This is a genomic window from Enterobacillus tribolii (genome assembly GCF_003363015.1).
In the GTDB taxonomy this organism is placed as follows: Bacteria; Pseudomonadota; Gammaproteobacteria; order Enterobacterales; family Enterobacteriaceae; genus Enterobacillus; species Enterobacillus tribolii.
This window is the reverse complement of record NZ_QRAP01000011.1, coordinates 85,145-111,443: the sequence shown is the minus strand read 5'-3', so window position 1 is coordinate 111,443 and position 26,299 is coordinate 85,145. Positions and strand designations below refer to the sequence as shown.

Annotated in this window: 20 protein-coding genes; 8 read left to right on the top strand and 12 right to left on the bottom strand. The window is 56.6% G+C overall.

Annotated elements, in window-relative coordinates; all coding sequences use genetic code 11:
* Nucleotides 1–29: 29 nt before the first annotated feature.
* A complete protein-coding gene (gene argE, locus C8D90_RS19085; protein ID WP_115460056.1) occupies nucleotides 30–1,175 on the top strand; it encodes an acetylornithine deacetylase in 1,146 nt (381 codons plus the stop codon).
* 231 nt (nucleotides 1,176–1,406) lie between these two features.
* Entirely contained in the window at nucleotides 1,407–4,043 is a 2,637-nt protein-coding gene (ppc, locus tag C8D90_RS19080) for a phosphoenolpyruvate carboxylase (RefSeq protein WP_115460055.1), read from the top strand.
* Nucleotides 4,044–4,147: 104 nt separating this feature from the next.
* On the opposite strand, the gene ompL is transcribed toward ppc, so the two are convergent.
* From ompL to yihU, 8 genes are all read right to left on the bottom strand, one after another.
* Entirely contained in the window at nucleotides 4,148–4,840 is a 693-nt protein-coding gene (gene ompL / locus C8D90_RS19075; protein WP_115460054.1) for a porin OmpL, read from the bottom strand.
* 79 nt (nucleotides 4,841–4,919) lie between these two features.
* Complete coding sequence (locus tag C8D90_RS19070; RefSeq protein ID WP_115460053.1) at nucleotides 4,920–6,314, bottom strand: MFS transporter; 1,395 nt, start codon at nucleotides 6,312–6,314, stop codon at nucleotides 4,920–4,922.
* Between the two features lie 45 nt (nucleotides 6,315–6,359).
* Nucleotides 6,360–7,742 carry an MFS transporter gene (locus tag C8D90_RS19065; RefSeq protein WP_115460052.1) on the bottom strand — a complete coding sequence of 461 codons (1,383 nt, stop codon included), beginning with the start codon at nucleotides 7,740–7,742 and terminating at the stop codon, nucleotides 6,360–6,362.
* Between the two features lie 45 nt (nucleotides 7,743–7,787).
* Nucleotides 7,788–9,824, bottom strand: coding sequence for an alpha-glucosidase (locus tag C8D90_RS19060; RefSeq protein ID WP_115460051.1), 2,037 nt, complete (start codon nucleotides 9,822–9,824; stop codon nucleotides 7,788–7,790).
* A 48-nt stretch (nucleotides 9,825–9,872) separates the two neighbouring features.
* Nucleotides 9,873–10,730: an aldose-1-epimerase gene (locus tag C8D90_RS19055; RefSeq protein ID WP_115460050.1), complete on the bottom strand. Its 858-nt coding sequence runs from the start codon at nucleotides 10,728–10,730 to the stop codon at nucleotides 9,873–9,875.
* A 3-nt stretch (nucleotides 10,731–10,733) separates the two neighbouring features.
* Complete coding sequence (yihS, locus tag C8D90_RS19050; protein WP_115460049.1) at nucleotides 10,734–11,975, bottom strand: sulfoquinovose isomerase; 1,242 nt, start codon at nucleotides 11,973–11,975, stop codon at nucleotides 10,734–10,736.
* A gap of 15 nt (nucleotides 11,976–11,990) precedes the next feature.
* A complete protein-coding gene (yihT, locus tag C8D90_RS19045) occupies nucleotides 11,991–12,869 on the bottom strand; it encodes a sulfofructosephosphate aldolase (protein ID WP_115460048.1) in 879 nt (292 codons plus the stop codon).
* Nucleotides 12,870–12,891: 22 nt separating this feature from the next.
* Nucleotides 12,892–13,788, bottom strand: a complete 897-nt coding sequence (gene yihU / locus C8D90_RS19040; RefSeq protein ID WP_115460047.1) for a sulfolactaldehyde 3-reductase — start codon at nucleotides 13,786–13,788, stop codon at nucleotides 12,892–12,894.
* 166 nt (nucleotides 13,789–13,954) lie between these two features.
* Here yihU and C8D90_RS19035 point away from each other — a divergent pair, with 166 nt between their 5' ends.
* Nucleotides 13,955–14,851 carry a sugar kinase gene (locus C8D90_RS19035; RefSeq protein ID WP_115460046.1) on the top strand — a complete coding sequence of 299 codons (897 nt, stop codon included), beginning with the start codon at nucleotides 13,955–13,957 and terminating at the stop codon, nucleotides 14,849–14,851.
* Nucleotides 14,852–14,884: 33 nt separating this feature from the next.
* Nucleotides 14,885–15,679: a DeoR/GlpR family DNA-binding transcription regulator gene (locus C8D90_RS19030; RefSeq protein ID WP_115460045.1), complete on the top strand. Its 795-nt coding sequence runs from the start codon at nucleotides 14,885–14,887 to the stop codon at nucleotides 15,677–15,679.
* Between the two features lie 47 nt (nucleotides 15,680–15,726).
* Here C8D90_RS19030 and metF read toward each other — a convergent pair whose 3' ends face one another.
* The 3 genes from metF to metB all read right to left on the bottom strand — a co-directional run bounded on the left by metF (nucleotide 15,727) and on the right by metB (nucleotide 20,691).
* Nucleotides 15,727–16,620: a methylenetetrahydrofolate reductase gene (metF, locus tag C8D90_RS19025; RefSeq protein WP_115460044.1), complete on the bottom strand. Its 894-nt coding sequence runs from the start codon at nucleotides 16,618–16,620 to the stop codon at nucleotides 15,727–15,729.
* Between the two features lie 484 nt (nucleotides 16,621–17,104).
* Complete coding sequence (locus tag C8D90_RS19020; RefSeq protein WP_115460043.1) at nucleotides 17,105–19,528, bottom strand: bifunctional aspartate kinase/homoserine dehydrogenase II; 2,424 nt, start codon at nucleotides 19,526–19,528, stop codon at nucleotides 17,105–17,107.
* A 2-nt stretch (nucleotides 19,529–19,530) separates the two neighbouring features.
* A complete protein-coding gene (gene metB, locus C8D90_RS19015) occupies nucleotides 19,531–20,691 on the bottom strand; it encodes a cystathionine gamma-synthase (protein WP_115460042.1) in 1,161 nt (386 codons plus the stop codon).
* A 291-nt stretch (nucleotides 20,692–20,982) separates the two neighbouring features.
* On the opposite strand from metB, the gene metJ reads away from it, so the two are divergent.
* Nucleotides 20,983–21,303, top strand: coding sequence for a met regulon transcriptional regulator MetJ (gene metJ / locus C8D90_RS19010; protein WP_115460041.1), 321 nt, complete (start codon nucleotides 20,983–20,985; stop codon nucleotides 21,301–21,303).
* Nucleotides 21,304–21,363: 60 nt separating this feature from the next.
* Here metJ and rpmE read toward each other — a convergent pair whose 3' ends face one another.
* Nucleotides 21,364–21,576, bottom strand: a complete 213-nt coding sequence (rpmE, locus tag C8D90_RS19005; RefSeq protein WP_115460040.1) for a 50S ribosomal protein L31 — start codon at nucleotides 21,574–21,576, stop codon at nucleotides 21,364–21,366.
* 218 nt (nucleotides 21,577–21,794) lie between these two features.
* On the opposite strand from rpmE, the gene priA reads away from it, so the two are divergent.
* The 3 genes from priA to ftsN all read left to right on the top strand — a co-directional run bounded on the left by priA (nucleotide 21,795) and on the right by ftsN (nucleotide 26,248).
* A complete protein-coding gene (gene priA / locus C8D90_RS19000) occupies nucleotides 21,795–23,990 on the top strand; it encodes a primosomal protein N' (protein WP_115460039.1) in 2,196 nt (731 codons plus the stop codon).
* A 240-nt stretch (nucleotides 23,991–24,230) separates the two neighbouring features.
* Nucleotides 24,231–25,259: a DNA-binding transcriptional regulator CytR gene (gene cytR, locus C8D90_RS18995; protein ID WP_115460038.1), complete on the top strand. Its 1,029-nt coding sequence runs from the start codon at nucleotides 24,231–24,233 to the stop codon at nucleotides 25,257–25,259.
* A 65-nt stretch (nucleotides 25,260–25,324) separates the two neighbouring features.
* Complete coding sequence (gene ftsN / locus C8D90_RS18990) at nucleotides 25,325–26,248, top strand: cell division protein FtsN (RefSeq protein WP_115460037.1); 924 nt, start codon at nucleotides 25,325–25,327, stop codon at nucleotides 26,246–26,248.
* Nucleotides 26,249–26,299 lie beyond the last annotated feature (51 nt).

The following is a 26,299-nucleotide window of genomic DNA, read 5'->3' as shown; positions in this document are numbered from 1 at the left end:
ATCCTAACCTGAGGCTGTCAACAGTGAATATGAAATTACCCCCATTTATTGAGCTGTACCGGGCGTTGATCGCCACGCCGTCCATCAGCGCCACCGACAGCGCCCTCGATCAGAGTAATGAGGCATTAATCAATTTGCTGGCAGGCTGGTTCAGCGATCTCGGCTTTCGCGTGGAAGTGCAGCCGGTGCCGGACACACGCAATAAATACAACCTGCTGGCAAGCCTGGGAGAAGGCAGCGGCGGCCTGCTGCTGGCCGGACACACCGATACCGTGCCATTCGACGATGGCCGCTGGACGCGCGATCCCTTCACGCTGACCGAACACGACAATAAGCTGTACGGCCTGGGCACCGCGGACATGAAAGGCTTCTTCGCCTTCATCCTGGACGCCGTACGCGATATAGAAGCAGGAAAGCTGACCCGCCCGCTTTACGTACTGGCTACTGCCGATGAAGAAACCACCATGGCCGGCGCACGTTATTTCTCCGCCACCACCCACCTGCGACCGGACTGCGCCATCATCGGCGAACCGACGTCGCTGAAACCGGTACGGGCGCATAAAGGACACATTTCCGAAGCCATCCGCATTACCGGGCAGTCCGGCCACTCCAGCGATCCCGCGCGCGGCATCAATGCCATTGAGCTGATGCACGACGCCACCGGCCGTCTGCTGGTGCTGCGCGATACCCTGAAAGAACGCTTCCATCACGATGCCTTTACCATTCCTTATCCCACCATGAACCTGGGGCATATCCACGGCGGCGACGCGGCCAACCGCATCTGCGCCTGCTGCGAACTGCACATGGACATCCGCCCGCTGCCGGGCATGACGCTGAGCGACGTGAACGAGCTGCTGCATCAGGCGCTGGAGCCGGTCAGCCGGAAATGGCCGGGGCGGCTGGAAATTACGCCGCTGCATGCGCCGATTCCGGGTTATGAGTGCCCGGTGCATGCGCCGCTGATTCAAACGGTGGAGAAGCTGCTGGGAGAACGCGCCGAAGTGGTCAACTATTGCACCGAAGCGCCGTTTATTCAGGATGTGTGCCCTACCCTGGTGCTTGGTCCGGGGTCGATCGAACAAGCCCACCAGCCTGACGAGTTCCTCGCTACGTCGTTTATTGCGCCTACGCGGCAGCTGATCGGGCAGGTCATCGAGCATTTTTGCCGCCGGTGACGGAGCATTATCCGGGATATGAAACACGTCGTACGCCGGCAGCTGAGGGTTATTAGTTCAGCTACTGATCGTACGGCATGTAATTAATTTTCAGATAAATAACAAAAAACAATATATTTCTATCCAAAAATGTGACATTTGACGTAGACAAGGGAACGTGGTTACTTAAAGAAAGCGCGCTACCCATTAAGGGTGAAAAAAATTTACATAATTTTGGAGAGACAGGGTCCTATGAACGAACAGTATTCAGCAATGCGAAGTAACGTCAGTATGCTGGGGAAGCTGCTTGGCGACACGATCAAAGATGCTCTTGGCGAACACATTCTGGAACGCGTGGAGACCATCCGTAAGTTGTCGAAATCTTCCCGCGCGGGAAATGATGCCAGTCGTCAGGAGCTGCTGAAAACCCTGCAAAATCTGTCCAACGATGAGCTGCTGCCGGTAGCTCGCGCCTTCAACCAGTTTCTTAATTTCGCCAATACCGCCGAGCAATATCACAGCATCTCCCCGCACGGCGAGGCGGTCAATAATCCGGAAGTCTTGTCGCGCCTGTTCACCCGGCTGAAAGACAACAAGCTGACCGACGAACAACTGCGCCAGGCGGTGGACGATCTGTCCATCGAGCTGGTGCTGACCGCGCACCCGACGGAAATCACCCGTCGTACCCTGATTCACAAGCTGGTTGAGGTGAACACCTGCCTGAGCCAGCTCGATCATGACGATCTGGCGGACTACGAGCGTAACAAGATCATGCGCCGCCTGCGTCAGTTGATTGCGCAGTCCTGGCATACCGATGAAATCCGCAAAAACCGTCCGACGCCGATCGACGAAGCCAAATGGGGCTTTGCGGTGGTGGAAAACAGCCTGTGGGAAGGGGTTCCGGCCTTTTTGCGCGAATTCAACGAACAGTTGGAAAGCTCGCTGGGCTACGAACTGCCGGTAGAAGCCGTACCGGTACGCTTCACCTCCTGGATGGGCGGCGACCGCGACGGTAACCCGAACGTCACTGCGGAAGTTACCCGCCACGCCCTGCTGCTGAGCCGCTGGAAAGCGGCCGATCTGTTCCTGCGCGATGTGCAGGTGCTGGTTTCCGAGCTGTCCATGTCGGAGTGTACGCCGGAGCTGCGCGCGCTGGCTGGCGGCGATGACGTCCCCGAGCCTTACCGTGAGCTGATGAAGCGCCTGCGCAGCCAGCTGATGGCGACGCAAAGCTACCTGGAAGCCAAGATTAAAGGCGAACGCGTTACCCGCCCCGATAACCTGCTGGTTCACAACGATCAGCTGTGGGCGCCGCTGTATGCCTGTTACCTGTCGCTGAAAGCCTGCGGCATGGGCATCATCGCCAACGGCCAACTGTTGGACACCCTGCGCCGCGTGCGCTGCTTCGGCGTGCCGCTGGTGCGCATCGACGTGCGTCAGGAAAGCACCCGCCACACCGAAGCGCTGGGCGAGCTGACCCGCTATCTGGGACTGGGTGACTATGAAAGCTGGTCAGAAGCCGACAAGCAGGCGTTCCTGATCCGCGAGCTGAACTCCAAGCGTCCGCTGGTGCCCCGTCACTGGGAACCCAGCCCGGACACGCAGGAAGTGCTGGAAACCTGCCAGGTGATCGCCGAAGCGCCGGAAGGCGCTATTGCCGCGTATGTGATTTCCATGGCGCGTACGCCGTCCGACGTGCTGGCCGTACATTTGCTGCTCAAAGAAGCGAACTGCCCGTACATCATCCCCGTCGCGCCGCTGTTCGAAACGCTGGATGACCTGAACAACGCGGAAGACGTGATGACCCAGTTGCTGAATATCGACTGGTATCGCGGCTTTATTCAGGGCAAACAGATGGTGATGATCGGTTACTCCGACTCCGCCAAAGACGCCGGCGTGATGGCCGCCTCCTGGGCGCAGTACCGTGCGCAGGAGGCGCTGGTGAAAGTGTGCGAAAACGCCGGCGTAGCCCTGACGCTGTTCCACGGACGCGGCGGTTCCATCGGCCGCGGCGGCGCACCGGCGCATGCGGCGCTGCTTTCCCAACCGCCGGGCAGCCTGAAAGGCGGCCTGCGCGTGACCGAACAGGGTGAGATGATCCGCTTTAAGCTGGGCCTGCCGGAAGTCACCATCAGCAGCCTGGCGCTGTACACCTCCGCCATTCTGGAAGCCAACCTGCTGCCGCCGCCGGAGCCGAAACAGGAATGGCGTCGCCTGATGGATCAACTGTCAGACATCTCCTGTGATATGTACCGTGGCTACGTACGGGAAAACAAAGACTTTGTTCCTTATTTCCGTTCCGCCACGCCGGAGCTGGAACTGGGCAAACTGCCGCTGGGTTCGCGCCCGGCCAAACGCCGCCCTAATGGCGGGGTAGAAAGCCTGCGCGCCATTCCGTGGATTTTCGCCTGGACCCAAAACCGCCTGATGCTGCCCGCCTGGCTGGGCGCCGGCGCGGCCCTGCAGGCTGCCGTTGATGAAGGTAATCAGGCCACGCTGGAAACCATGTGCCGCGACTGGCCGTTCTTCTCCACCCGCATCGGCATGCTGGAGATGGTATTCGCCAAAGCCGACCTGTGGCTGGCGGAATACTACGATCAGCGTCTGGTAGAGAAAGAGCTGTGGCCGCTGGGCGCGCAGTTGCGTGAACAGTTGGTGAAAGACATTAAGGTAGTGCTGACCATCGCCAATGACGATCACCTGATGGAGGACCTGCCGTGGATTGCGGAGTCTATCGCGCTGCGTAACGTCTACACCGATCCGCTCAACGTGTTGCAGGCGGAACTGTTACATCGTTCACGCTCGCAGGAGAAGCCGGACGCCAACGTAGAACAGGCGCTGATGGTCACGATTGCCGGGGTAGCGGCCGGAATGCGCAATACCGGCTAAACGCTTATCGGTACCGGGGTTTGAGGGCGAACGGAACGAATACATACGCTGAGAAGGCGATTTATTTCGTACGGTTGGCTCTCAAACCCCAGCCATATTCTGAATCAGAAGAAATATTTCGCGCCAATACGAATCTGGTTTTGTTCCCTGTGGTAAGGCTCCACGTTGCGATCCAACCAACGTAGCTCTAAATAAGGCAGCCAGTTTTGGTTAATCCGGTACCTGAACGTATTGGTGATCTCCCAGTGATAATCTTTGCCATTGCTGCTGTGAAAATCGTTTATCCGCATAAAATAGTGTGGTTCAAACGTATAGGAAAACTTGTCCGTAATAATAAAATTCCAGTAGTTGCCGATTTCATAGGTGTCATTATTATCCTGTTCGCCGTTCAGATCGGTTGAGCTGTAATTATGATGGTTATACCGGTTGCGTACGGTCAGATTAAACCAGGAGGTAAATTTATAATTAACGTCGAGATAAACGGCGCCACTGGAACCAATGCTTTTGTCGGTAATTAATCCTCCGGGCTGAATAGTTAATTTATCCGTCGGTTTGAATAACGGATACCAGCCCTCGATTTCGTTATAGCCATGTTTTAGCTCATCCTTACGTTGCAGAGTATAGGTGTTGGTGAGCATGAGGCCCGCCCCCATATCAAAATTGTAGCCAACGCGCAGCATGATCTCTTGCTGATCGGAGGCAAGGTTATAGGCCTCGCGATTTTCCACATAGGCGCCGGCAAAAACCGGGGCGGAGGCTATATAAGACAACAGCATGATGGCATTTAATTTTTTCATAACAAATCCATTTTTAACACGTAGGGAGCCGCTACCCATCAAAATGGATAGAGCGGCAATTGTTTTTATTTAATTTGTTTTAGTTAATTACAACACCTGGTTGCGTCGTTTGTTTTTTCCGTTGGCTGATTTCCTCAATAATAAAAGCAAAGCGCGTTTCATTAAGCTTATAAAAGAAACCCATGGTGAGTGCTGCAATAATGGCAAGCCCGCAGGGCCAGAGAAAAATAAGCTGACGCAGGCCAAGCAACGTGGCGTCGCTTTGGGCGATGTTGGGGACATAACCAATTTGCGTCAGCATAATGCCGGGCAGGAAACCAGCAAGCGCGGCGGAAATTTTCCGTGAAAAGGTATAACCCGTATAAACCGACCCTTCCGCACGAATTCCTGTTTTCCATTCCCCATAGTCAACCGTATCCGGGACCAGCGCCCAGTTCAGGCTGTTAACGAAGGCGGTCCCGAAGAATGCCATGCATGAGAAGCCGACAAATAAAAACGATGTTCCGCCCCAGAAAAAATTCAGCACATCGCCAATCGCCCATAACGTCAGGCCGCCGAGATAAACCTGTTTTTTACCAAAGCGTTTCACGGCGAGGGGAACCAGCAACACGCCGACCAGAATGCATCCCATGCTAAAGAACCCCATCCATGACAGCAGATGAATATCGTTGAGCACGTACTGGGTATAATAGACCTGGATTGCCAGCTTGATATTGAATGCCGCCAGCGTACACAGGTTGGCAATGCACAGCACCAGCAGGGGAGGGTTGTGGAAAATCGCGCGAAACGACTTGAGAATACTGGGTTTGTGATGATCCGGCACGATTTCAATATAACGCTCCCGTACCCCGCTAAAACACCACCACATGCTGAACACCCCGCAGGTAGAGAAAATCAGGGCGGCAATCAGGTAACCAAGCGAAGGTGAACTGCTAAAAAGCGCCTGAATCGGCATAAAACCCACGGTACACAACAGCAGGCCGATAGTCGCCCCACCCTGACGCCAGGCGGCGAGTTGCGCGCGCTCATGCGGGTTTTTGGTGATCGCGGGCACCATTGCGCCGTATGAACAATTCATCAGGCTGTAAAACAGGCCGAACAACATAAACAGTCCCGTCGCCAACGCCGTTTTGACCGTCAGCGTAAAATCTGTGGCTAAAAACTGCGCGGTAGCAACCAGCGCGACGGGAAACGACGCATAAAGAATAAAGGGTCTGAATTTCCCTTTTGCACCAATATTACGCCGTGAGTCCAGCAATACGCCGGTCAGCATATCGGTGAAGGCGGTGAAGAACTTCGCCACCAGAAAGATAACGCCGCCATAGTACGCGGGCATCCCCAGCTCATCGGTATAAAACTTAAGCAGATACAGTGTACCGATACACAGCATCAGATTTGAGCCAAAGTCACCCACGCCATAGGCACATTTTTCCCGCAGGCTCAGTTTTAGCGTCAGCGGATCATGGTCAGACATAATCGCCCTCAATAACGCCCCGCAGGGCGTTGTATGTTATTGTTATTAAGCAGTTTGTTTCCTGGCCTCTATCTCTTCTACAATACGCACGTACATCTTCTCATTGAGATTGTAGAAACAGCCCATCGCAATAATGGTGACAACGGCCAGGGCGCACGGATAAATAAAGATCAATTGACGCAGACCTTCGACGGTCCCCGCTGACTGCACCACATTAGGGACGTAGCCAATCTGGGTCAGCATCCAGCCGGGGAAAAAGCCCGCCAGCGCCTGCGACACTTTGCGGAAGAAGGTGAAGCCGGTGTACACCGTGCCTTCAGAACGCACGCCGGTACGCCATTCGCCATATTCCACCGTGTCGGAAACCAGCGCCCAGTTCAGGCTGTTTACGAACGCCGAGCCGAAGAAGGCCAGGCAAGAGAAAGCCACAAAGCTGACCGATCCACCGCCGAAGAAGTAGTTGAGCAGATCGCCTGCAACCCAAATCAGCAGGCCGCCGACGTAGACTTTTTTCTTGCCGAAGCGTCTGACCATGCCAGGCATTAAGAAAACGCCAATGAAAATACAGCCCATGCTGAAGAAGCCCATCCAGGAGAGGAGAATGGGGTCGTTCAGTACGTACTGGGTGTAATAGACCTGAATCGCCAGCTTGACGTTAAACGCGCCGAGCGTGCAGAGGTTGGCAATGCACAGAATAAACAGCGGGCGGTTGCCGGCAATGGCGCGGAAGGATTGCAGTAATCCCGGTTTCTGTGCCGCATCCGCTGGCTTAACGTCCACATAGCGTTCTTTAACCCCGGCATAACACCACCACATAAAGAACAGCCCGAACAGCGAAAACAGCGTAGCGGCGAAGATGTAGCCCAGTTGCGAATTTCCCTCAATCAGGTTCATCACCGGCACAAAACCGACGGTACACAGCAACAGGCCGAGGGTTGCGCCGCCCTGTCGCCAGGCGGCAAGCGACGCACGCTCGTCCGGGTTTTTGGTAATGGCGGGCACCATCGCGCCATAAGAGCAGTTCATCATGCTGAAAAACAGCCCGTACAACATAAACAGCACCGTTGCCATCACGGTTTTTCCGGTAATTTCAAACGGGGTGCCGATAAAGTTAGCAATGGCCAGCAGGGTGACCGGGAAAGCCGCATAAAGGACAAATGGCCGGAATTTACCTTTTGGTCCGATTTTACGCCGCGAGTCAAGCATAATGCCGGTTCCCATATCGGTAAACGCGGTGAAGAACTTGGCGATAAGGAAAATAATGCCGCCGTATGTACCCGGCAAACCAAGGACATCGGTATAAAACTTCAGTAAATAGAGCGTGCCAATGTCCAGCAGGATGTTAGAACCTAAATCCCCCATTCCATAGGCGAGTTTTTCTTTAAACGGTAAGCGCAAAGTTGCCGGATTGGCTGTATTTTGACTCATGATTATCCCTCATTTGCCCGTAAGTTTCCCTACGGGCGAGCCGTATTAGATGTTGCGTAACGAAGCAAACAGTGACGCCCACTCACTCTGCGCGCGATAAAAGACCGGAGGTTTGCCGATTGGCGCATCTACGGTAATTTCGCCACCCTGGTGAGCTTCCCCGGTCCAAACGTTGACCCAGTTATCTTCTGGCAAATACAACGTCCAGTCGTTGCGTCCCTGTTCGTGAACCGGCGCAACGAGCAGATCCTGCCCCAGCAGGTACTGATACTTCAGGGTGTAGGTTCGCGCATCACCTTCATAATGCAGGAACAGCGGACGCATGACCGGCAGCCCGGTGGCGGCATTCTGCGCTACCGCCTGCTTGAGATACGGTTTCAGGGAGGTGAAAACCGTCGTCATTCGGGCAAAGTGCGCGATAGTTTCGTTATCGCTGTCAAACTGCCAGTTATCGCCGGGCCGGTTGCCTTCGTGGGTACGCATCATCGGCGTGAAGGCGCTGAAATCACACCAGCGCAGCAGCAGTTCTTTGCTGCGTTTCATTCCATACAGCGTGGTGTAACCCCCGATGTCGCTGTGGTGCAGGCCGTGACCGGTCATCGCCAGCGATAGTGCGGCGGGGATAACAGAAGCAGGACCATCGTCCAGACTCCAGTCAACGTTCTGATCGCCCGCCCACATCATGGTGGAGTACTTCTGGCTGCCGGTATAACCGGCGCGCATAAAGAACAGGCTCTCGCCAAGCTTGCCGGTTTCCTGCAGCGCTTCGTAGTTACACTTTGCCCATAGTGCAGGCCAGGCGTTATGCATGATTTCGGCACTGACGCCGTTGTACAGGTAGGTATCGGTCGGCAGGTATTCGCCAAAGTCCGCCATCCAGCCGCCACAGCCGAGCGCAATCATGTTCTTTTTGATGACGTCTTTGAACCAGTCGTAAGCCTTCGGGTTTGTCAGATCGACCACACCGCCGTAAAACTCTCCGAATTCAACGAGATAGTCATTACCAGCAGCATCTTTTGCCAAATAGCCATGCTTTGCCGCCTCAGCGCAGAGTTCTTTATCACTGGCAACATACGGGTTGATATAAGAAAGGAACTGCACGCCCTCTTCGTTCCACTGCTTAATACGACTATCCAGCTGCGGGTAGTCGTCGCTGTTCCACTTCCAGTTCCACATTACGCGTTTGCCAAACGAGGTCATGCGGGTCCCGGACCAGTCTTGCGCCCAGATGCCGTTTACCTTCACACCGGCATTACGCATGATGTCCAGCTTCTTCTGGCAAACCTCGGTGCCGCCCTGAATACCCAGCGTAACGCCGTCGTAAACCCAGTCCGGTAACTCCGGCTGGCGGCCTAACAGCGCTGTCAGTTTTTCCAGCAGGGAGATGTAAGTGTCCGCACACTCAAAACGCAGCGTGGCGTTGTCTTCCCACAACGCCAGCTCGTGGTACGCCGGCGCGCTGAAGTCGAAATTCATGTAGCAACTGTTATCGACGTGGCAGTAATACTTTTGCGTGCTCACGAAGGTCGGCTGCGGGAAGAAGGTCCAGTAGTAGTCACCCCCTGCATTCTCTTTGCAGTCGGCCTGCCAGGTGACATAGGTGCTCTTGTTGCGGCCCACGCCCTGTTCGCTGGTCCACAGCGGGAAAGGTTTGCCGCGTAGGTCGAAATAGGAGAATTGTTCGCCGCAGCCGTAGATATGATCGTCCGGGTTGGCGGCCAGACGCAGCCAGATACGGTTGTGGTTGAGATTGTCGTTTTGCAGGTTCAGCGTCAGGCGTCCCATCTCATCGATTGAAATTTTCAGCGTCGCGTTGATGGCTGCGCCGCGGCTGAAATGCACCTGCCAGCCGTCCGGGAGTTCGCTGAGGGTTGCGTTTGTCAGCGCGATCTTTTCATTGAGTTTGTCTTTAATGCTGAAGTTGCCGCGGAACATATCAATATCGGCGACACCGGCGCCAATCCACAGGCAAGGGTTTTCTGTACTGTGACGTAATATCAGGCGCTGTTGATATGTCAGCGCGAATCCATCCTGTAACGTCGTAAGTTCTAAAGCGCTTGACCGTTGTTGTAGCGAATTCATTATAATCTCCGTAAATATAAGGTAATTCGGTAATCTGTCGGAACTCTGCTATTCACTGCCGATTAAAAAATGCAGCTGATGCGCCTCTCCTGGTGCGAGATGAATCAGGCCAACCCCGGAATTAAAGGCGTCAGGCGGGCAGGTCATTGGCTCCACCGCCAGACCGCGCCTGCCCAACTTTTCGCCCGTGTACACCTGTAACCAGGGTTGATTGCTGCGTAAAAACGTGGACATGTTTTGTGAAGGGCTGGTGATTCTGACCTCCCACGCCTCCCCGAGGGAAACGGCCTTAAGCGTATGATCGAGGGTCGTTTGCCCGATGATGCGCGGCGCAGCAAAATCCAGCCCGGCGCACGGGGTTTCACCGGACGGAAGCGTTAATTCGCAGATATCGATGCGTTGCCGGTCACAGGTCAAATAGGGATGCGCTCCTGCGCCATAAGGGGCCGCCCCGTCGCCCACATTCTGCGAGCGAATCAGCACGTGCAGCCCGCTGGCGGCGTCCAGCCGGTAAACCACGTCTGAAACCAGCGCAAAGGGATAGCCATAAGAAGGCGGCAAAAAAATCGTCAGCGACACTTCTGAAGCCGACTGATGGTTAATCTGCCAGTCGCGCCAGGCCAGAAGCCCATGTATGGCGGTATGCGAAACCGAGTCGTTAACGGCCAGTTGGAAGACCTGGCCGTTGTGCTGATAGCAGCCGTTTGCCACACGATTCGGCCAGGGAATTAACACCTTCCCCAGATGCGCCAGCGGCATCTCTTCCGGCTTGTGCGGGATAACGACATGACGGTTGCGATGTGTCAGTTCCGCCAGACCCGCGCCGACCGTCACGATTTTTGCCTGGTAGTGACCCGCCTGAAGCTGAATGGTTTTTCCGCCGCTATGCATGGCTGCTATCCTCATGGCCTATTTGGCGTTTACGTCCAGCAAACCGGCGGCAACCGCCGGAGCCAGTCCCGGAGCCAGCGGCAGACGGGGGATCACCAGACAATGCAACAGGTGGTAAATATCCTGCTTACCGTCCCAAACTTTGGTCGTCACCTGGTTGTTGGTGTCCAGCTCCTGCCACCATGAGCCGGTTTCGTAATCCATCAGATAGGTGATGCAGTAATCCCACCATTTCTGATACCAGGCTTCATACTGGCTATCGCCGGTGAGGGTATACAGGGCGTAGGCCGTGCCCATCGCTTCCACAATCGGCCAACGTACTCTTTCACGGACGATGGGCTTGCCATCCCAGTCCACCGAGTAGACAAAGCCGTCCGCGCCGTCCGGCGCCCAGGCATCGCGAATGGTGGCGTGGAACAGGCCTTTGGCATCCTCCAACAGCCAGGCGGGCGGGGTTTCAAAACGCGCTTCCAGAGCGGCATGCAGGTGCAGCATCAGACGCCCCCACTCAATCCAGTGGCCCGGCGTACCGCCGTAGGCGCGGAAGCGATGAGCGGGGTTATCTTTGTTGTAATCGCGGATGGGGTTCCACTGTGAGTCGAAGTGCTCATTGACACGATATTCGCCGCGGCGGGCAACATCGTGAATAATCACCGAAGCAATACGCAGCGCGCGATCGAGCCATTTGCGGTCATGGGTGACGTCATAAACAATCAAAAACGCTTCGACGGCATGCATATTGGCGTTACCGCCACGGTAATCTTCCGTCTGACTGAAGGCTTCGTCCCAGGATTCCAGGCACATCTGCTCGCCTTCGCTCCAGAAGTACTTTTCAATCACTTCGATAGCATCATCCAGTAACTGCCTGGCCTGCGGATGGCCGGTGGTGACCGCGCTGGCCGCACCGAGTAATACGAAGAAATGCTGATAGCCCTGCTTAGAGGCATCCTTGACGCCGTCATCGCTCACGCAGGCGTACCAGCCGCCGTAGCGTGTATCGCGTAATGCGCCATTCAGCGCCTTAATTCCGTGTTCAACCAACTGATACGCGCCGGGGCGGCCCATTGACGCAGCAACGGAATAGACGTGCAGCATGCGGGCGGTGATCCACAGATGCGTCCCCATCTCCTCCCTGACCTGACCATTGTTTCCCAGCCAGCCAAATCCGGTCGGCACTGCCGCGTTCTTGCCAAAATTGAAAATGCGGTCGGTTTCCTGCTCCAGCCAGCGATTGTGGCTCAATGTATTAAACCATTTCATTCTTTCATCCTTGTATTAACGGCGGCGGGCCATCATTTCATCGACGATATCGCCCAAACGCTGCAATTTAGGCGCGGAAACGTCGCGCAGCATCAGTTCGGTATCCGGCAAACCAATCACGGATGACCAAACGGCGCGGCCGGCCAGGAAGCCAGAGGCGCCGGCCGCCATCGCAACGCTGACTGCGCGGGGGAACAGCTTTTCATCGACGCCGGAAGAGAGAATGACCCACGGCATATTGATATGCGTATTCAGCCGTTGCGATGCGGCGAGCAGCTCTTGCTGTGTCCCCTTGCCGTAAAGCGGCATCTCGACTTTGTAGAGATCGGCGCCGCTGTCGCCCAGCTCTTTTGCCGCGTCGATAATGGCCTGTTCGCGATCGAACTTATCGCCACGACGCGGCGGACGGACTACCGGTTCGATGATGCTCACCAGCCCATTGGCATGACACATCTCATTGAACTCTTTCACCATGTCCAGACGCTGCTGGGCATCTTCATCGCTGCGCCAGAGCACCAACAGCTTGAGGGCTTTACCGCCGTCCTGCTTCACCGCCCGTGGATTGATTTTTTTATCAATAACGACGCTATCGACGGGAATACCGTTACCCGGAATAAATTCATCGGCGGCCACAATCATGGCGCAGTTTTTGGCCACAGCATTTTGTTCAACCACCTGGCGGTAGCAGAACTGCTGATCCACCAAAATGGCGGAAGCATACGGAGAGAGGATTTTCGCCGCATTCACTTTGAAGTCAGTCAAAACGCTGTCGGTAACCGGTGATTTTGCACCAGCAACAGCAAACATTAAGCGCATAGCTTCACGCTGATCGACGGCCAGCATGGCAAAACCGCCGGATGCGCGCGTAATGTCTTTGATGGTGTAGTTGTTCATTCAATTTTCCTTTATACAGTCGTTACATTTTTACTTTGGCAGTAAGCCCGGCGCTGTGACGCACCTGCTCCAAAATAGCGGTCCAGTCTTCCCGGCCCCGGCCCGCCGCGCGCGCCTGGTTATATACTTCACGGGAGGCAGCGCCGAGCGGCATCGGAACATGCAGTTGGTTCGCGACATCCAATGCAATGCCAAGATCTTTGTGAGCCAAATCGATCATGAAGGCGGGGGAAAGGTCGCCCTTCAGTACTTTATTCGGCCAGGACGTGGTGAAGTGGCCTTTGCCGGCAGGCGTGCCGCTCATTACTTTTAAGGCCACGTCGAAGGAGAGACCCAGCGCTTCACACAACGTGGCGGCCTCAGCGGAAAGGGCATTCAGGGCAATACTCATGTAATTGTTGATAAGCTTCACGCGGATCCCCATGCCCGGTCCGCCGGCGTTGATTAACTCGTTGCCCATCGCCATCAGCACCGGCGTAGCGCGCTCAACCTGTTCTGCCGATCCCCCGGCCAGCAGCAGCAACGTGCCTGCTATCGCGTGATCGGAGGTACGCCCAACCGGAACGTCCATCATGCTGAAGCCCTTATCACGCATGTCGGCAATCAGTTTGTCGGTCTGTAAGGGATGGATCGTCGACATATCGATCACCAGCGCCTGTGAAGAGAGGCTTTCGCAGACCCCCTGCTCCCCGAATAAAACGGTACGCACCAGATCGCCGTTTGGCAGCATGGTGATAACGAACTCAGCGCCTTCTGCCGCCTGCGCCGGGCTGCTGGCAGGTTGCGCTCCCTTTTCCGCCAGACGCTGAACGGCATCCGGGTTAACGTCAAAGACGCTGAGTTGGTGACCCTGCTTCAGCAAGTTACCCGCCATAGGTGACCCCATCTGACCCAATCCGATAAATGCTATCACTGCCATGACCTTCTCCTGAGATGTGGATGTCATTTCTTGTCATTAAAAATCGTTCGTTTATGTCGTTTTTTGATCGTATTTATAATTTATGGTCAAAAAATTGACAGCCGTCACTTTTTAAACATTTCGTGAAATTAAAATGATCACATCCCGAAACGCTTAAGGAATGACCATGATTCGTATTGCTTGTGTTGGTATTACCGTGATGGATCGCATCTACTACGTAGAAAATTTGCCGGCTGAAGGAGGTAAATATGTGGCGCAACGTTATACAGAAGTGGGCGGCGGGCCGGCAGCAACTGCGGCAGTGGCGGCGGCGAAGCTGGGTGCACAGGTGGACTTTATTGGCCGTGTGGGCGATGACGACACCGGAAACAGCCTGCTGGCGGAGCTGGAATCCCTGGGGGTAAATACCCGTTACACCCGGCGCTATACAAGGGCAAACTCCTCGCAGTCAGCGATCATGGTGGATGCGCACGGAGAGCGAATTATCATCAATTACCCCAGCCCGGATTTACTGCCGGATGCCGGGTGGCTGAATGCTATCGATTTTTCCCAGTGGGATGTGGTACTGGCGGATGTTCGTTGGCACGAAGGGGCAAAGCAGGCATTCACACTGGCGCGCCAGGCAGGGGTCATGACCGTGCTGGATGGAGATGTCACGCCGCAGGATATCAGCGAACTTGTGGCGCTAAGCGATCATGCCGCCTTCTCCGAACCGGGGCTGGCGCGTTTTACCAGCATCAAAGAAACCGAAAACGCCCTAAAAAAAGCACAATCGCTCACAAATGGACAAGTTTACGTAACGCGGGGCGGAGAAGGATGTGACTGGATAAAAAATAGTGTGTTACAACATCAGCCAGGATTTGCGGTGGATGTGGTTGATACTACCGGTGCCGGCGATGTCTTTCACGGCGCTCTGGCGTTCAGCCTGGCTTCAGGAAGTGTTACAGAGGAAGCTGTCAGGTTTGCCTGCGGCGTCGCGGCGCTGAAATGTACGCGTCCGGGAGGCCGCGCGGGTATCCCCGACTGTGATCAAACCCGATATTTTCTGTCACTTTTTGTATAAAATAGTAGCGCAATGGTTTTTCGAGGAAATTTCATGACTCTCACTGAGCTGACCGGCAATCCGCGACACGATCAGTTGCTTATACTGATTAACGAACGCGGTTACATGAATATCGACGAACTGGCCAGTCTGCTGGATGTTTCCACGCAGACCGTGCGCCGGGATATTCGTAAATTAAGCGAACAGGGACTAATTACACGCCACCATGGCGGAGCGGGTAAGGCATCCAGCTTGGTCAATACGGCGTTTGAGCAGCGTGAAATCTCCTGGACGGAAGAGAAAAAAGCCATCGCTGAAGCGGTGGCCGACTATATCCCGGACGGTTCAACGGTGTTTATTACCATTGGCACCACCGTTGAGCAGGTTGCCCATGCGCTGTTAAACCATAATCATTTGCGAATTATCACTAACAGCCTGCGCGTGGCGCATATCCTTTATAAAAATCCACGCTTTGAGGTGATGGTGCCCGGCGGAACGCTGCGCCCGCATAACAGCGGCATCATTGGGCCTTCCGCGACGGCATTTATTGAAAACTTCCGGGCGAATTACCTGGTAACCAGCGTGGGAGCCATCGAAAGCGACGGCGCGCTGCTGGAGTTTGATGTCAATGAAGCCAGCGTAGTAAAGACGATGATGGCCCACTCCCGGCACATCCTCCTCGCCGCCGACCATACGAAATACCATGCTTCCGCAGCGGTAGAGATTGGCAATATTTCGCAGGTGACAGCGCTGTTTACGGATGAATATCCAGGCTCAGCGCTGCACAACCTGCTTCAGTCACAGCAGGTAGAAATTGTTAAAGCCGCCGTTCCTGAATCGAATACATGAAATTTTAGCGTCATTCCCCCCGCAACCGCGGGGGAACCTGCGTAAACTCAGCCCTGCGCCGGCCGGACGCCCAGCGTGTGGCAGATCGCGTAGCTCATTTCCGCCCGGTTCAAGGTGTAGAAGTGGAAATCTTTCACGCCTTCGCGGCAAAGAATTTTCACCATGTCCATCGCAATGTTGGCCCCGACCATCTTGCGGGTTTCCGCATCATCGTCCAGCCCTTCGAACATGTTGCTCATCCAGGACGGCACGCGCACGTTGGTCATGGTGGCAAAGCGTTGCAATTGTTTGAAGTTGGACACTGGTAAGATGCCCGGTACGATTTCCGCCTCAATGCCCGCCGTGACGCAGCGATCGCGAAAACGCAGGTAGCTTTCCACGTCGAAGAAAAACTGGGTGATCGCCCGGCTGGCGCCGGCGTCGATTTTACGCTTGAGGTTAATCAGGTCTGCCTGCGCGCTTTTCGCCTCCGGGTGAACTTCCGGGTAGGCGGCGACGGAGATGTCGAAATCCCGCTCTTCACGCAGCAGGGCGACCAGATCGCTGGCATACATGTCCGGCTTGCCGCTGCCCGCCGGCAAATCGCCGCGTAGCGCCACAATATGGCGGATACCGTTTTCCCAATAGTCACGGGCGATGGTGCGCAACTCATCTTTGGTGGCGTCGATGCACGTCAGGTGCGGCGCCGCTTCCAGCCCGGTACGTTCCTTAATGTCTTTGATAATGCTGTGGGTACGATCGCGCTCGCCGGAGTTGGCGCCGTAGGTCACAGAAACGAATTTCGGCTTCAGGCCGCTCAGGCGATCGATGGACTGCCAGAGCGTTGTTTCCATCTCGCTGGTGCGCGGCGGGAAAAATTCAAACGAGACGTTAATCTGCCCGTGCAGTTCCGACAGACTTTGATTCAGCGCTTCCCGCTGGTTTGCGTGATAAAAACTCATACCCCATCTTCCTCGTGACCGTTGTGTTCGTCTTCGCCGCTTTTCGCTTTTATTTTAATGAGCGTCTATACGTTTAGACGTCTAGATAGAAATTGCCGGAAGTTGGAGGGGGAGTCAACTATAAAATGAAATTTCTGCATGATGAATGTTCATGGGGGGTGAAGGGGATTCATGTGAGGGGGATGTGTGCTGGGTGGGGGTTCCGTACGCCGGGAAGTTTGGGTGTTTATGAAGCTCCTCTGCGGGCGTACGGGCAAAGGGTGGCAGCGGCCACCCTCTGCACTCCCGCGCCTTGAGTGCGGGCCGCATCCCCCGCCCGCTTCGCGGGTCCCCTCCTTTCGCCATCGGGTCTTACGCACCGGCCCAGGAAGGGCATCCTGCCCCCTGGGCCTCGACCCGCCTCCCGGCGGGTCGTGCTAACCCGATGGCGAAAGGAGGCGGGGGATGAGGCCAAAGGCTTTCGTGCGATTATTTCTGTTTTAGATTATAAAAGCTGGGCTAAGCGGTTTAAATCTGACTGGATAGCGCCGGCGGTGACGTCGCGTCCGGCGCCGGGGCCGCGGATAACCAGCGGGTTGTCGCGGTACCAGCGGCTTTCGATAGCGAAGACGTTATCGCACGGCAGCAGCGCCGCCAGTGGATGTTCTTCGCGCACCGCTTCCACGCCGACGCGGGCTTTGCCGTTGGCGTCGAAGCGGGCTACGTAGCGCAGTACCAGTCCCATTTCCTTGGCCGCTTCCAGGCGTTGCAGCATTTGGTCGTTCAGGTCGTCGCCGTTTTCGAAGAAGTGATCGATGGAACCTTGTTCGGAACCCGGCGGTACCAGGGATTCGACGCGAACATGGCTTGGTTCGATGTCGTAGCCGGCTTCGCGCGCCAGAATCACTAACTTGCGCATGACGTCCTGGCCGGAGAGATCCACGCGCGGATCCGGCTCCGTTAATCCTTGCTGCCAGGCCTGATCCACCAGGTCGGTGAACGGTACGGTACCGTCAAACTGCAGGAACAGCCACGACAGGGTACCGGAGAAAATACCGCTGATCGCCAGAATGGTGTCGCCGCTGTCGCGCAGATCGCGCACCGTATAGTTGACGGGCAGCCCTGCGCCGACCGTAGCGTTGTATAACCAGTGGCTGCCGGTTTTTTCGAACGCATCGCGGATCTGGCGGTAATCATCGCTGCATGACGCCCCTGCCAGTTTGTTGGCGCTGATGACATGGAAGCCATAGCTGGCGAAATCGCGGTACTGCTGCGCCAGCGATTCACTGGCCGTGACGTCCAGCACGATCAAGTCATCGTACGGGTGCGCACGCATCCACAGGAACAGGTTTTCTTCTTCCATCTCCCGCGCTTCGTCGTCGAAGAACGCCAGAGCGCGGCTGGCATCCAGGCCATCGTAGTTCAGCAGGCTGCGGCGGCTGTCGACCACGCCGGCCAGCACGAATTCAAAACCGCTGCGGGCAGAAATGTTTTTTTGCTCGCGGGCGAACAGCTCCAGCCAGCGGGAACCGATATTGCCCTTGCCGAACAGAACCAGTCCGATGCGTTTTTCTGCGCGGAACAACGACTTATGCAGCCCCTGAACCAGGTTTTCCGTCGGGCCGCGACGCAGTACCGCCACCAGGCTGATGCTGTCTTCCGACTGGCAGATAAACTCTACCGGCTGATCGCTCAGTTGCTGATAGAAACGGTGGCTGTGCAGCGGATTCTTGCACACCCCGGCGCCCACCATCGCCACCAGCGCCAGCCCTTCGCGCAGTTGCAGCAGGCCGGGAAGCGCCGCTTCTTCCAGCAGTTTCAGCGCGCTGCCCACCACTTCGGCGGTATAGCAAAGCTGAATCAGGTTCCGGTCGCGGTGTGTGCCGATCGCCAGCGGGCGCAGTTGCATGCGCTTGAGTACGCGATCCACTTCCTGGCGCACCAGTGAGAAGTCATGACCGGCGGGAACGTTAAGCTCAATCAGGCAAACATCATCGTGACTGGTAACGATTTTCGCGCCAGTACCCGATGCCAGCACGCGCTCAATGCGCGTGGAGCCTTGCTCCGGCTGGTAGCTGCAGCGCAGCTGTAAATCGATGTCGCTGCCGGAAACCGGTTGCAGCGTACGGGCATGCAGCACCGGCGCCGCCAGGCGGGCCAGTTCGCTGGCCTCATCCAACCGTAACAACGGCAGCAGGCAGGCATCCTTAACTTTGCGCGGATCCGCGCTGTACACACCGGCTACGTCGCTCCAGATGGTAACGCGCGCCACGCCCGCCAATGCGCCAATCTGCGTGGCGGAATAGTCGCTGCCGTTGCGGCCAAGCAATACGGTTTCACCCGCGGCGTTGCGTGCGATAAAGCCGGTCACCACCAGGCGTTTGTTCGGGTGCTGGGCCAGCAGTTGTTGCAGGAGCGGATAGGAGCTGCCCTCGTCTACCTGAGGCTGCGCCGCGCGTTCGGCACGCAGGAATTCGCGCGCGTCCAGCCATTCGCCTTCGATGCCTTTTTGATTCAGCACCGCGGACATCAGGCGCGCCGACCAGATTTCCCCGTGACCGACCACTTCCGCGTATACCGCGTCGCTTACCGGGCCGTCCAACAGCGCGGCCAGGCGCTCCAAATCCTGGGTAAACAGAGCGATCAGGTTTTCCGCCAGCCCTTCCGGCAGCAATCCGGCAATCAAATCGCACTGGAAACGACGTAACGTCTGCTGAACCTGATACGCAGCAAGGCGGTCGCTCTGGCTCAGCTTCAGCCAGTTAATCAACTGGTTGGTACTGCTGCCCGCGGCGGAAACCACCATCATGTCGCCCGGCCGGCTATACTCCGCCATGATCCCCGCCACGCGCAGATAACACTTAGCATCTGCCAGGCTGCTGCCGCCGAATTTATGCAGTTGACGCCCCGCTACCCCTTGTAAACTCATAATTACCTCGTAGATGCCGCCCGGAACGCCTGTTCCAAATCAGCAATTAAATCATCGCTATCTTCAATACCCACGGAAATACGCAACAGGCTGTCCGAAATGCCTGCCGCTTTACGCGCCTCAGGCGCCATACCCGCGTGCGTCATCGTCGCGGCGTGGGAGATCAGGCTCTCCACCCCGCCCAGGGATTCCGCCAGTGTAAACAACTGCAATGCTTTCAGGAAATATCTCAACCGGTTTTCATCGCCATCCAGCTCAAAACTCAGCATCGCGCCGAAACCGGACTGCTGGCGGCGGGCAATCTCATGCCCCTGATTTTCCGGCAGCGACGGGTGGTAAAGCTTTTTCACCAGCGGCTGCGTTTGCAGGTAATCCACGATTTTTTGCGCATTCTGCTGCTGGAGCTGAATGCGTGGCGTCAGCGTGCGCAACCCGCGCAACAGCAAGTAGCTGTCAAACGCGGCGGCCGTTACGCCGATGTTGTTCGCCCACCAGGCCAGCTCCGTCGCCTGTTCGGGATCTTTGGCAATCACCGTACCGGCGACCACGTCGGAGTGTCCGTTCAGATATTTGGTGCAGGAGTGCACCACGAAATCCGCCCCCAGCTTCAGCGGCTGTTGCAATGCCGGGCTGAGGAAGGTGTTATCCGCCACGGTCAGGGCGCCGGCGGCTTTAGCGGCGGCGCAGATCGCGGCGATATCCACCACGCGCAGCAGTGGGTTGCTCGGCGTTTCCACCAGCACCAGCTTCGGCTTTTGCTCCAGCGCCGCGGCCAGGGCGCGGCTGTCGCCCTGATCGACGAACAATACCCGGTACACGCCGCGCTTCGCCAGGCTGTCGAACAGGCGATAGCTGCCGCCATAACAGTCGTGCGGCGCCACCAGCAGATCGCCGGGCTTCAGGTAGGTAACGCACAGTAAATGGATCGCCGACATACCGCTGCTGGTCAGCACGGCGCCGGCTCCCCCTTCCAGCTCGGCCAGCGCGCGCTGCGCCACGTCGCGGGTCGGATTGCCGCGCCGCGAATAGTCATGCGCCCGCGGCTGATTGAAATCCGTGAAGTTATAGGTACTGGATAAATGAATGGGAGGAACCACGCAGCCATACTGTTCATCGTCATTCAGTCCGCTGCGCACGGCGAGGGTAGCCTGCTTATACGTCACGTTATTTCTCCGCAAAGGGGGTCAGAATGGAAATAGAGAGTAATCGCTTTTTGATGCGGACGTCAATACATCTGGACATCTAAACTTCTTTACGTATAGATTGAGAATTTCTGCAAGAGCCGCTAAAATTGTGTCAGTTTGAATGGCAAAAAGGTCGTGAAAGTCGGAGAAATTCTGGAAAAAGTGATATCAAACAGACTCTCTCCACACTTCCTTAGTGAAAAACGTAAAAATCGGGCATAATCGGCCGGTTTTTAGAATTTTATTTTTCCAGACAAGTTAAGGTGTCCCATGGCTGCTGAATGGAACGGCGAATACATCAGCCCTTATGCTGAGCACGGCAAAAAAAGCGAGCAGGTAAAAAAGATCACGGTTTCAATTCCACTGAAAGTGCTGAAGATCCTGACCGATGAGCGCACCCGCCGCCAGGTGAATAACCTGCGTCACGCCACTAACAGCGAATTATTGTGCGAAGCGTTTCTGCACGCTTTTACCGGTCAGCCGTTACCGAACGATGATGATTTGCGCAAGGAACGCAGTGATGAAATCCCCGAAGCGGCCAAAGTGCTGATGCGCGAGATGGGGATCGATCCGGAAACCTGGGAATACTGAGTTTTCGAACGACCAACAAAAAAGGCACCACGTGGGTGCCTTTTTTCTGACCGGAAAGAATTACTTCTTGCCAACCATGTTGAAACGCTTGTTGAAGCGCTCAACGCGGCCGCCGGTGTCAACGACACGCTGCTTGCCGGTGTAGAACGGGTGGCAGTTGCTGCACACGTCCAGGTTCAGGTCGTGGCCCACGGTGGAGTGGGTCTTGATTACGTTGCCGCAAGAGCAAGTTGCAGTGATAGCAACGTAGTTCGGGTGAATATCTTTTTTCATGGTAAACCTCTGTATAAGGCCGCGTCGCTATCCAGCCCTGTTCCGCCAAACACCACGCGAGTTGATAATTAAGGTTTGATACGAATACATATCAAAGGTGGCGGATCATACAGAAATTCACAACCGCCTGCAATCAGATCCGTGCATTCCTGCATGGGTCGCGACAGTGTACACTACCCCGTTAATCCCATCGTCACCCTAATCAACCGGATAGAGAGATGCCCGTTGTTCACGTAGCCTTGCCCGTGCCCCTGAACCGCACCTTCGACTACCTGCTGCCGGCGGGCGTCATTCCCGTGCCGGGCTGCCGGGTCAGCGTGCCGTTCGGCCCGCGCAAGGCGATCGGCATTATCACCGGCTGGAGCGAACACAGCGAGTTTCCGGCGGATAAGCTCAAATCTATCGGCCATATCCTCGACGATGCCCCGCTGTATTCCGAACGCATGTGGCGCATGCTGCGCTGGGCCGCGGACTACTATCATCACCCGCTGGGTGAAGTCCTGTTTCACGCCCTGCCGGTCGGCCTGCGCGAGGGCAAACCCGCGCACCACGCCCAACGCTGGCGCTGGGTGATTACGGAACAGGGAAAAACCGCGCCGCCGGACGCGCTGCCCAAGCGGGCGATAAAACAACGGCAGGCGCTGGAGATTCTGCAACGCCAGCCGATCTACCGTCATCAGGCGGAGGAGTTCGGCCTGACCGATCAGATTCTGAAAAACCTGTGCGCCAAAGCGCTGGCTGAGCTTCAGGCTCAGGATGTCGAACACCGCGACTGGCGGCCGGACTTCGCCGTCAACGGTGAACGGCTGCGCCTGAATACCGAACAGGCCACCGCCGTCGGCGCCATTCGCAGCGAAGACCAACAATTCAACGCCTGGCTGCTGGCCGGCGTAACCGGCTCGGGAAAAACCGAGGTTTACCTCAGCGTGATCGAAAACGTGCTGGCGCAGGGGCGCCAGGCGCTGGTGCTGGTGCCGGAAATCGGCCTGACGCCGCAAACCATCGCCCGCTTTCGCGAGCGTTTCAACGCGCCGGTAGACGTGCTGCATTCCGGGCTGAACGACAGCGAGCGCCTGACCGCCTGGCTGCGCGCCAAAAACGGCGAAAGCGCCGTGGTGATCGGCACCCGCTCCGCGCTGTTTACGCCGTTTGCCCGCCTGGGCGTCATCATTATTGATGAAGAGCATGACGCCTCCTATAAACAGCAGGAAGGATGGCGCTACCATGCCCGCGATCTGGCGGTCTTCCGCGCCCATCAGGAAGGCATTCCCATCGTGCTCGGCTCGGCAACGCCGGCGCTGGAAACCCTGCACAACGTGAATCTCGGTAAATACCGCCAGCTCCGCCTGACCCGGCGCGCGGGCAACGCCAAACCGGCAGCGCAGCACCTGCTGGACCTGAAAGGCCTGCCGCTGAAAGCCGGGCTGTCGCAGCCTCTGATCCAACGCATGCGCGAGCATTTACAGGCCGGTAATCAGGTGATCCTGTTCCTTAACCGCCGCGGCTACGCGCCGGCGCTGCTGTGCCATGAATGCGGCTGGATTGCCGAATGCCCGCGCTGCGATCACTACTACACCCTGCACCAGCAACAACGACACCTGCGCTGCCATCACTGCGACAGCCAGCGACCGGTGCCGCACCAGTGTCCGCAGTGCGGCTCCACCAACCTGGTGCCGGTCGGGCTGGGCACGGAACAGCTGGAGCATGAACTGGCCCCCCTGTTTCCCGACATCCCGCTGACGCGCATCGATCGTGATACCACCAGCCGCAAAGGCGCGCTGGAGCAACAACTGGCGGAAGTGCATCGCGGCGGCGCCCGCATTTTGATCGGCACCCAAATGCTGGCCAAAGGCCACCATTTTCCCAACGTCACGCTGGTCGCCCTGCTGGACGTCGACGGCGCGCTATTCTCCGCGGATTTCCATTCCGCCGAACGCTTCGCGCAGCTTTATACCCAGGTTTCAGGGCGCGCCGGACGGGCCGGCAAGCGCGGAGAGGTGGTGCTGCAAACGCACCACCCGGAACACCCTTTATTGCAGACCCTGCTGAATCAGGGATACGACGCTTTTGCCAAACAGGCGCTGAAAGAGCGTCAGAGCGTCTTCCTGCCGCCGTTCACCAACCATATTCTCCTGCGCGCGGACGATCACGATAACCGTCACGCCGGCGTGTTTCTGGAGCAGATCCGCGCATTGCTGGATATCCCCACAAAAGATGAAGCGCTGTGGCTGCTGGGGCCGGTTCCCGCCCTGCAACCCAAACGCGGCGGGCGTTACCGCTGGCAACTGTTGCTACAGCATCCGTCGCGGGCGCAGTTGCAACAGACGGTGAAACAATTACTGCCGCAGATCACCGCATTACCACAGACAAGGAAGGTAAAATGGTCCCTGGATGTTGACCCGACCGACAGCTAAACACGACCAAATACATCGCCAAAGTAAATTTTCAGAGTGAATGAATTGCGATCCCGATCTAAAAAATCCATTTATGTCACATTTCTGATGAAATTAAGGTAACAATCCCAAGTCCGAATCTGGTTAAAATGTGATCCGTATAATAATTTTTTTCAACGGGCATGATAACTGTCTCAGATAACGTGCCTGCTGACCTGAATTTGCATTACCCGTCAAGGATGACACGCAAGGAGAATCGCGTTGGAAGATAAGAGAAATATGTCCGCTGCAACCATGAAGGATGTTGCTGAAAAAGCCGGCGTATCCACTGCCACGGTATCCCGGGCATTAATGAATCCGGAAAAAGTCTCTGCTTCCACCCGTCAGAAGGTGGAACAGGCGGTCATGGCCGTCGGTTATTCTCCCCATGCGCTTTCCCGCAGCGCCAGACGCAACGAATCCCGCACTATCCTGGTGATCGTACCGGATATCTGCGATCCCTTTTTTGCCGACGTGATCCAGGGGATCGAGCGCACCGCCGCGGAGCATGACTACCTGGTGCTGTTGGGTGACTGCGCCCAGCAGAGCCAGCAGGAAAAAACCTTCGTTAACCTGATCGTCACCAAGCAAATCGACGGCATGCTGCTGCTCGGTTCCAACGTTCCGTTCGACGCCAGCAAAGAAGAGCAGCGCAACCTGCCGCCGATGGTGATGGCCAACGAGTTCGCCCCGGAGCTGGAATTACCCACCGTTCATATCGACAACCTGACGGCCGCCTTTGAAGCCGTGCTGTATCTGTATGAGCTGGGGCACCACCGCATCGGCTGCATCGCCGGGCCGGAGCACATGCCGCTGAGCAACTATCGCCTGCAAGGCTACGTTCAGGCCCTGCGCCGCTGCGGCATCGCGGAAGACAAGAGCTACGTGGCGCGCGGCAACTTTACCTATGAAGCAGGCGCACAGGCGCTGGCGACGCTGATGTCGCTGCCTCAGCCGCCGACGGCAATCTTCTGCCACAGCGACGTAATGGCGATCGGCGCCTTGTCGCAGGCCAAACGCATGGGCCTGCGCGTGCCGGAAGACGTGTCGCTGATGGGCTTTGACGACATCAAACTGTCGCAGTACAGCGATCCGCCGTTAACCACGGTGGCGCAGCCGCGTTATCAACTCGGCCGTGAAGCCATGCTGCTGCTGCTTGAACAGCTGCAAAGTCATTCTGTACAAAGCGGATCGCGTTTGTTAGAAAGCGAATTAGTTATCAGGGGAAGTACTTCTGCACCCAAACGCTAGTTAAATCAGAATGAGTTCAGTAACATGTCACCTTCTTTTCAATATCGCGACGCAGTGAATCAACAGTGGCACAACGAGACTATGTGAGCCGTGGACGCTCAGGCGGCGCAAAGCGTAAGAGCAGCGGCCGCAAAACCAAACGCTCTGCGCCCGGCGCATCAAAAACCATGATAGTGCTGGCCCTTGCGGTGCTGGCAACGTTTGCCGCCGGCCTGTATTTCCTGATGCATCACAAACCGGGCGCAGACAGCGTTCCGCCGGTACAAACGCCTCATACCGGCAACGGCCTGCCGCCCAAGCCCGAAGAGCGCTGGCGTTACATCAAAGAGCTGGAAAACCGTCAGGTCGGCGTAGCCACGCCCACGGAACCGACGGCTGGCGGGGAAATCCGTTCCCAGACCCAGTTAACGGATGAACAACGCCAGCTGCTGGAACAAATGCAGGCTGACATGCGTCAGCGTCCGACCCAACTGTCTGAAGTTCCTTATAACGATCCGGCGCAAAATACCGGCCGGCGTCAGCCCGCGGTGCCGGTAACTCAGCAACCGGCCCAGACGCCGCCGGTGCAGAACACCGCACCGCGCCAAAACACGGCGGGAACGCAGAGCAACCCGGTACAGGCCACGCAGCCAAGCCAACAGCGCCAGGCGCAGCAGCAGCAGCAGCAGCAAAAACCGAAACCGGCGCCGGTCACGAATGCAACAGCCCAGCAGCAACAGACAGCGGCCAAACCGCAACAGGAAAAGCCGCAGCAGGAAAAATCGCAAAAATGGATGTTGCAGTGCGGTTCATTCCGCAGCGCCGATCAGGCAGAATCCGTGCGCGCCCAGCTGGCGTTCGAGGGTATTGAAAGCCGCATCACCTCCGGCGGCGGCTGGAACCGTGTCTTGCTTGGCCCTTACAGCACGCGTGCCGCGGCCGACAAGATGCAGCAACGCCTGAAAGGCGTGGGAATGTCCAGCTGCATTCCTCTCGCCACCGGGGGTTGAAAAGCATAAAACTCTCCCCCATTTACTGACGATAAGCCCCGCGACCCACGC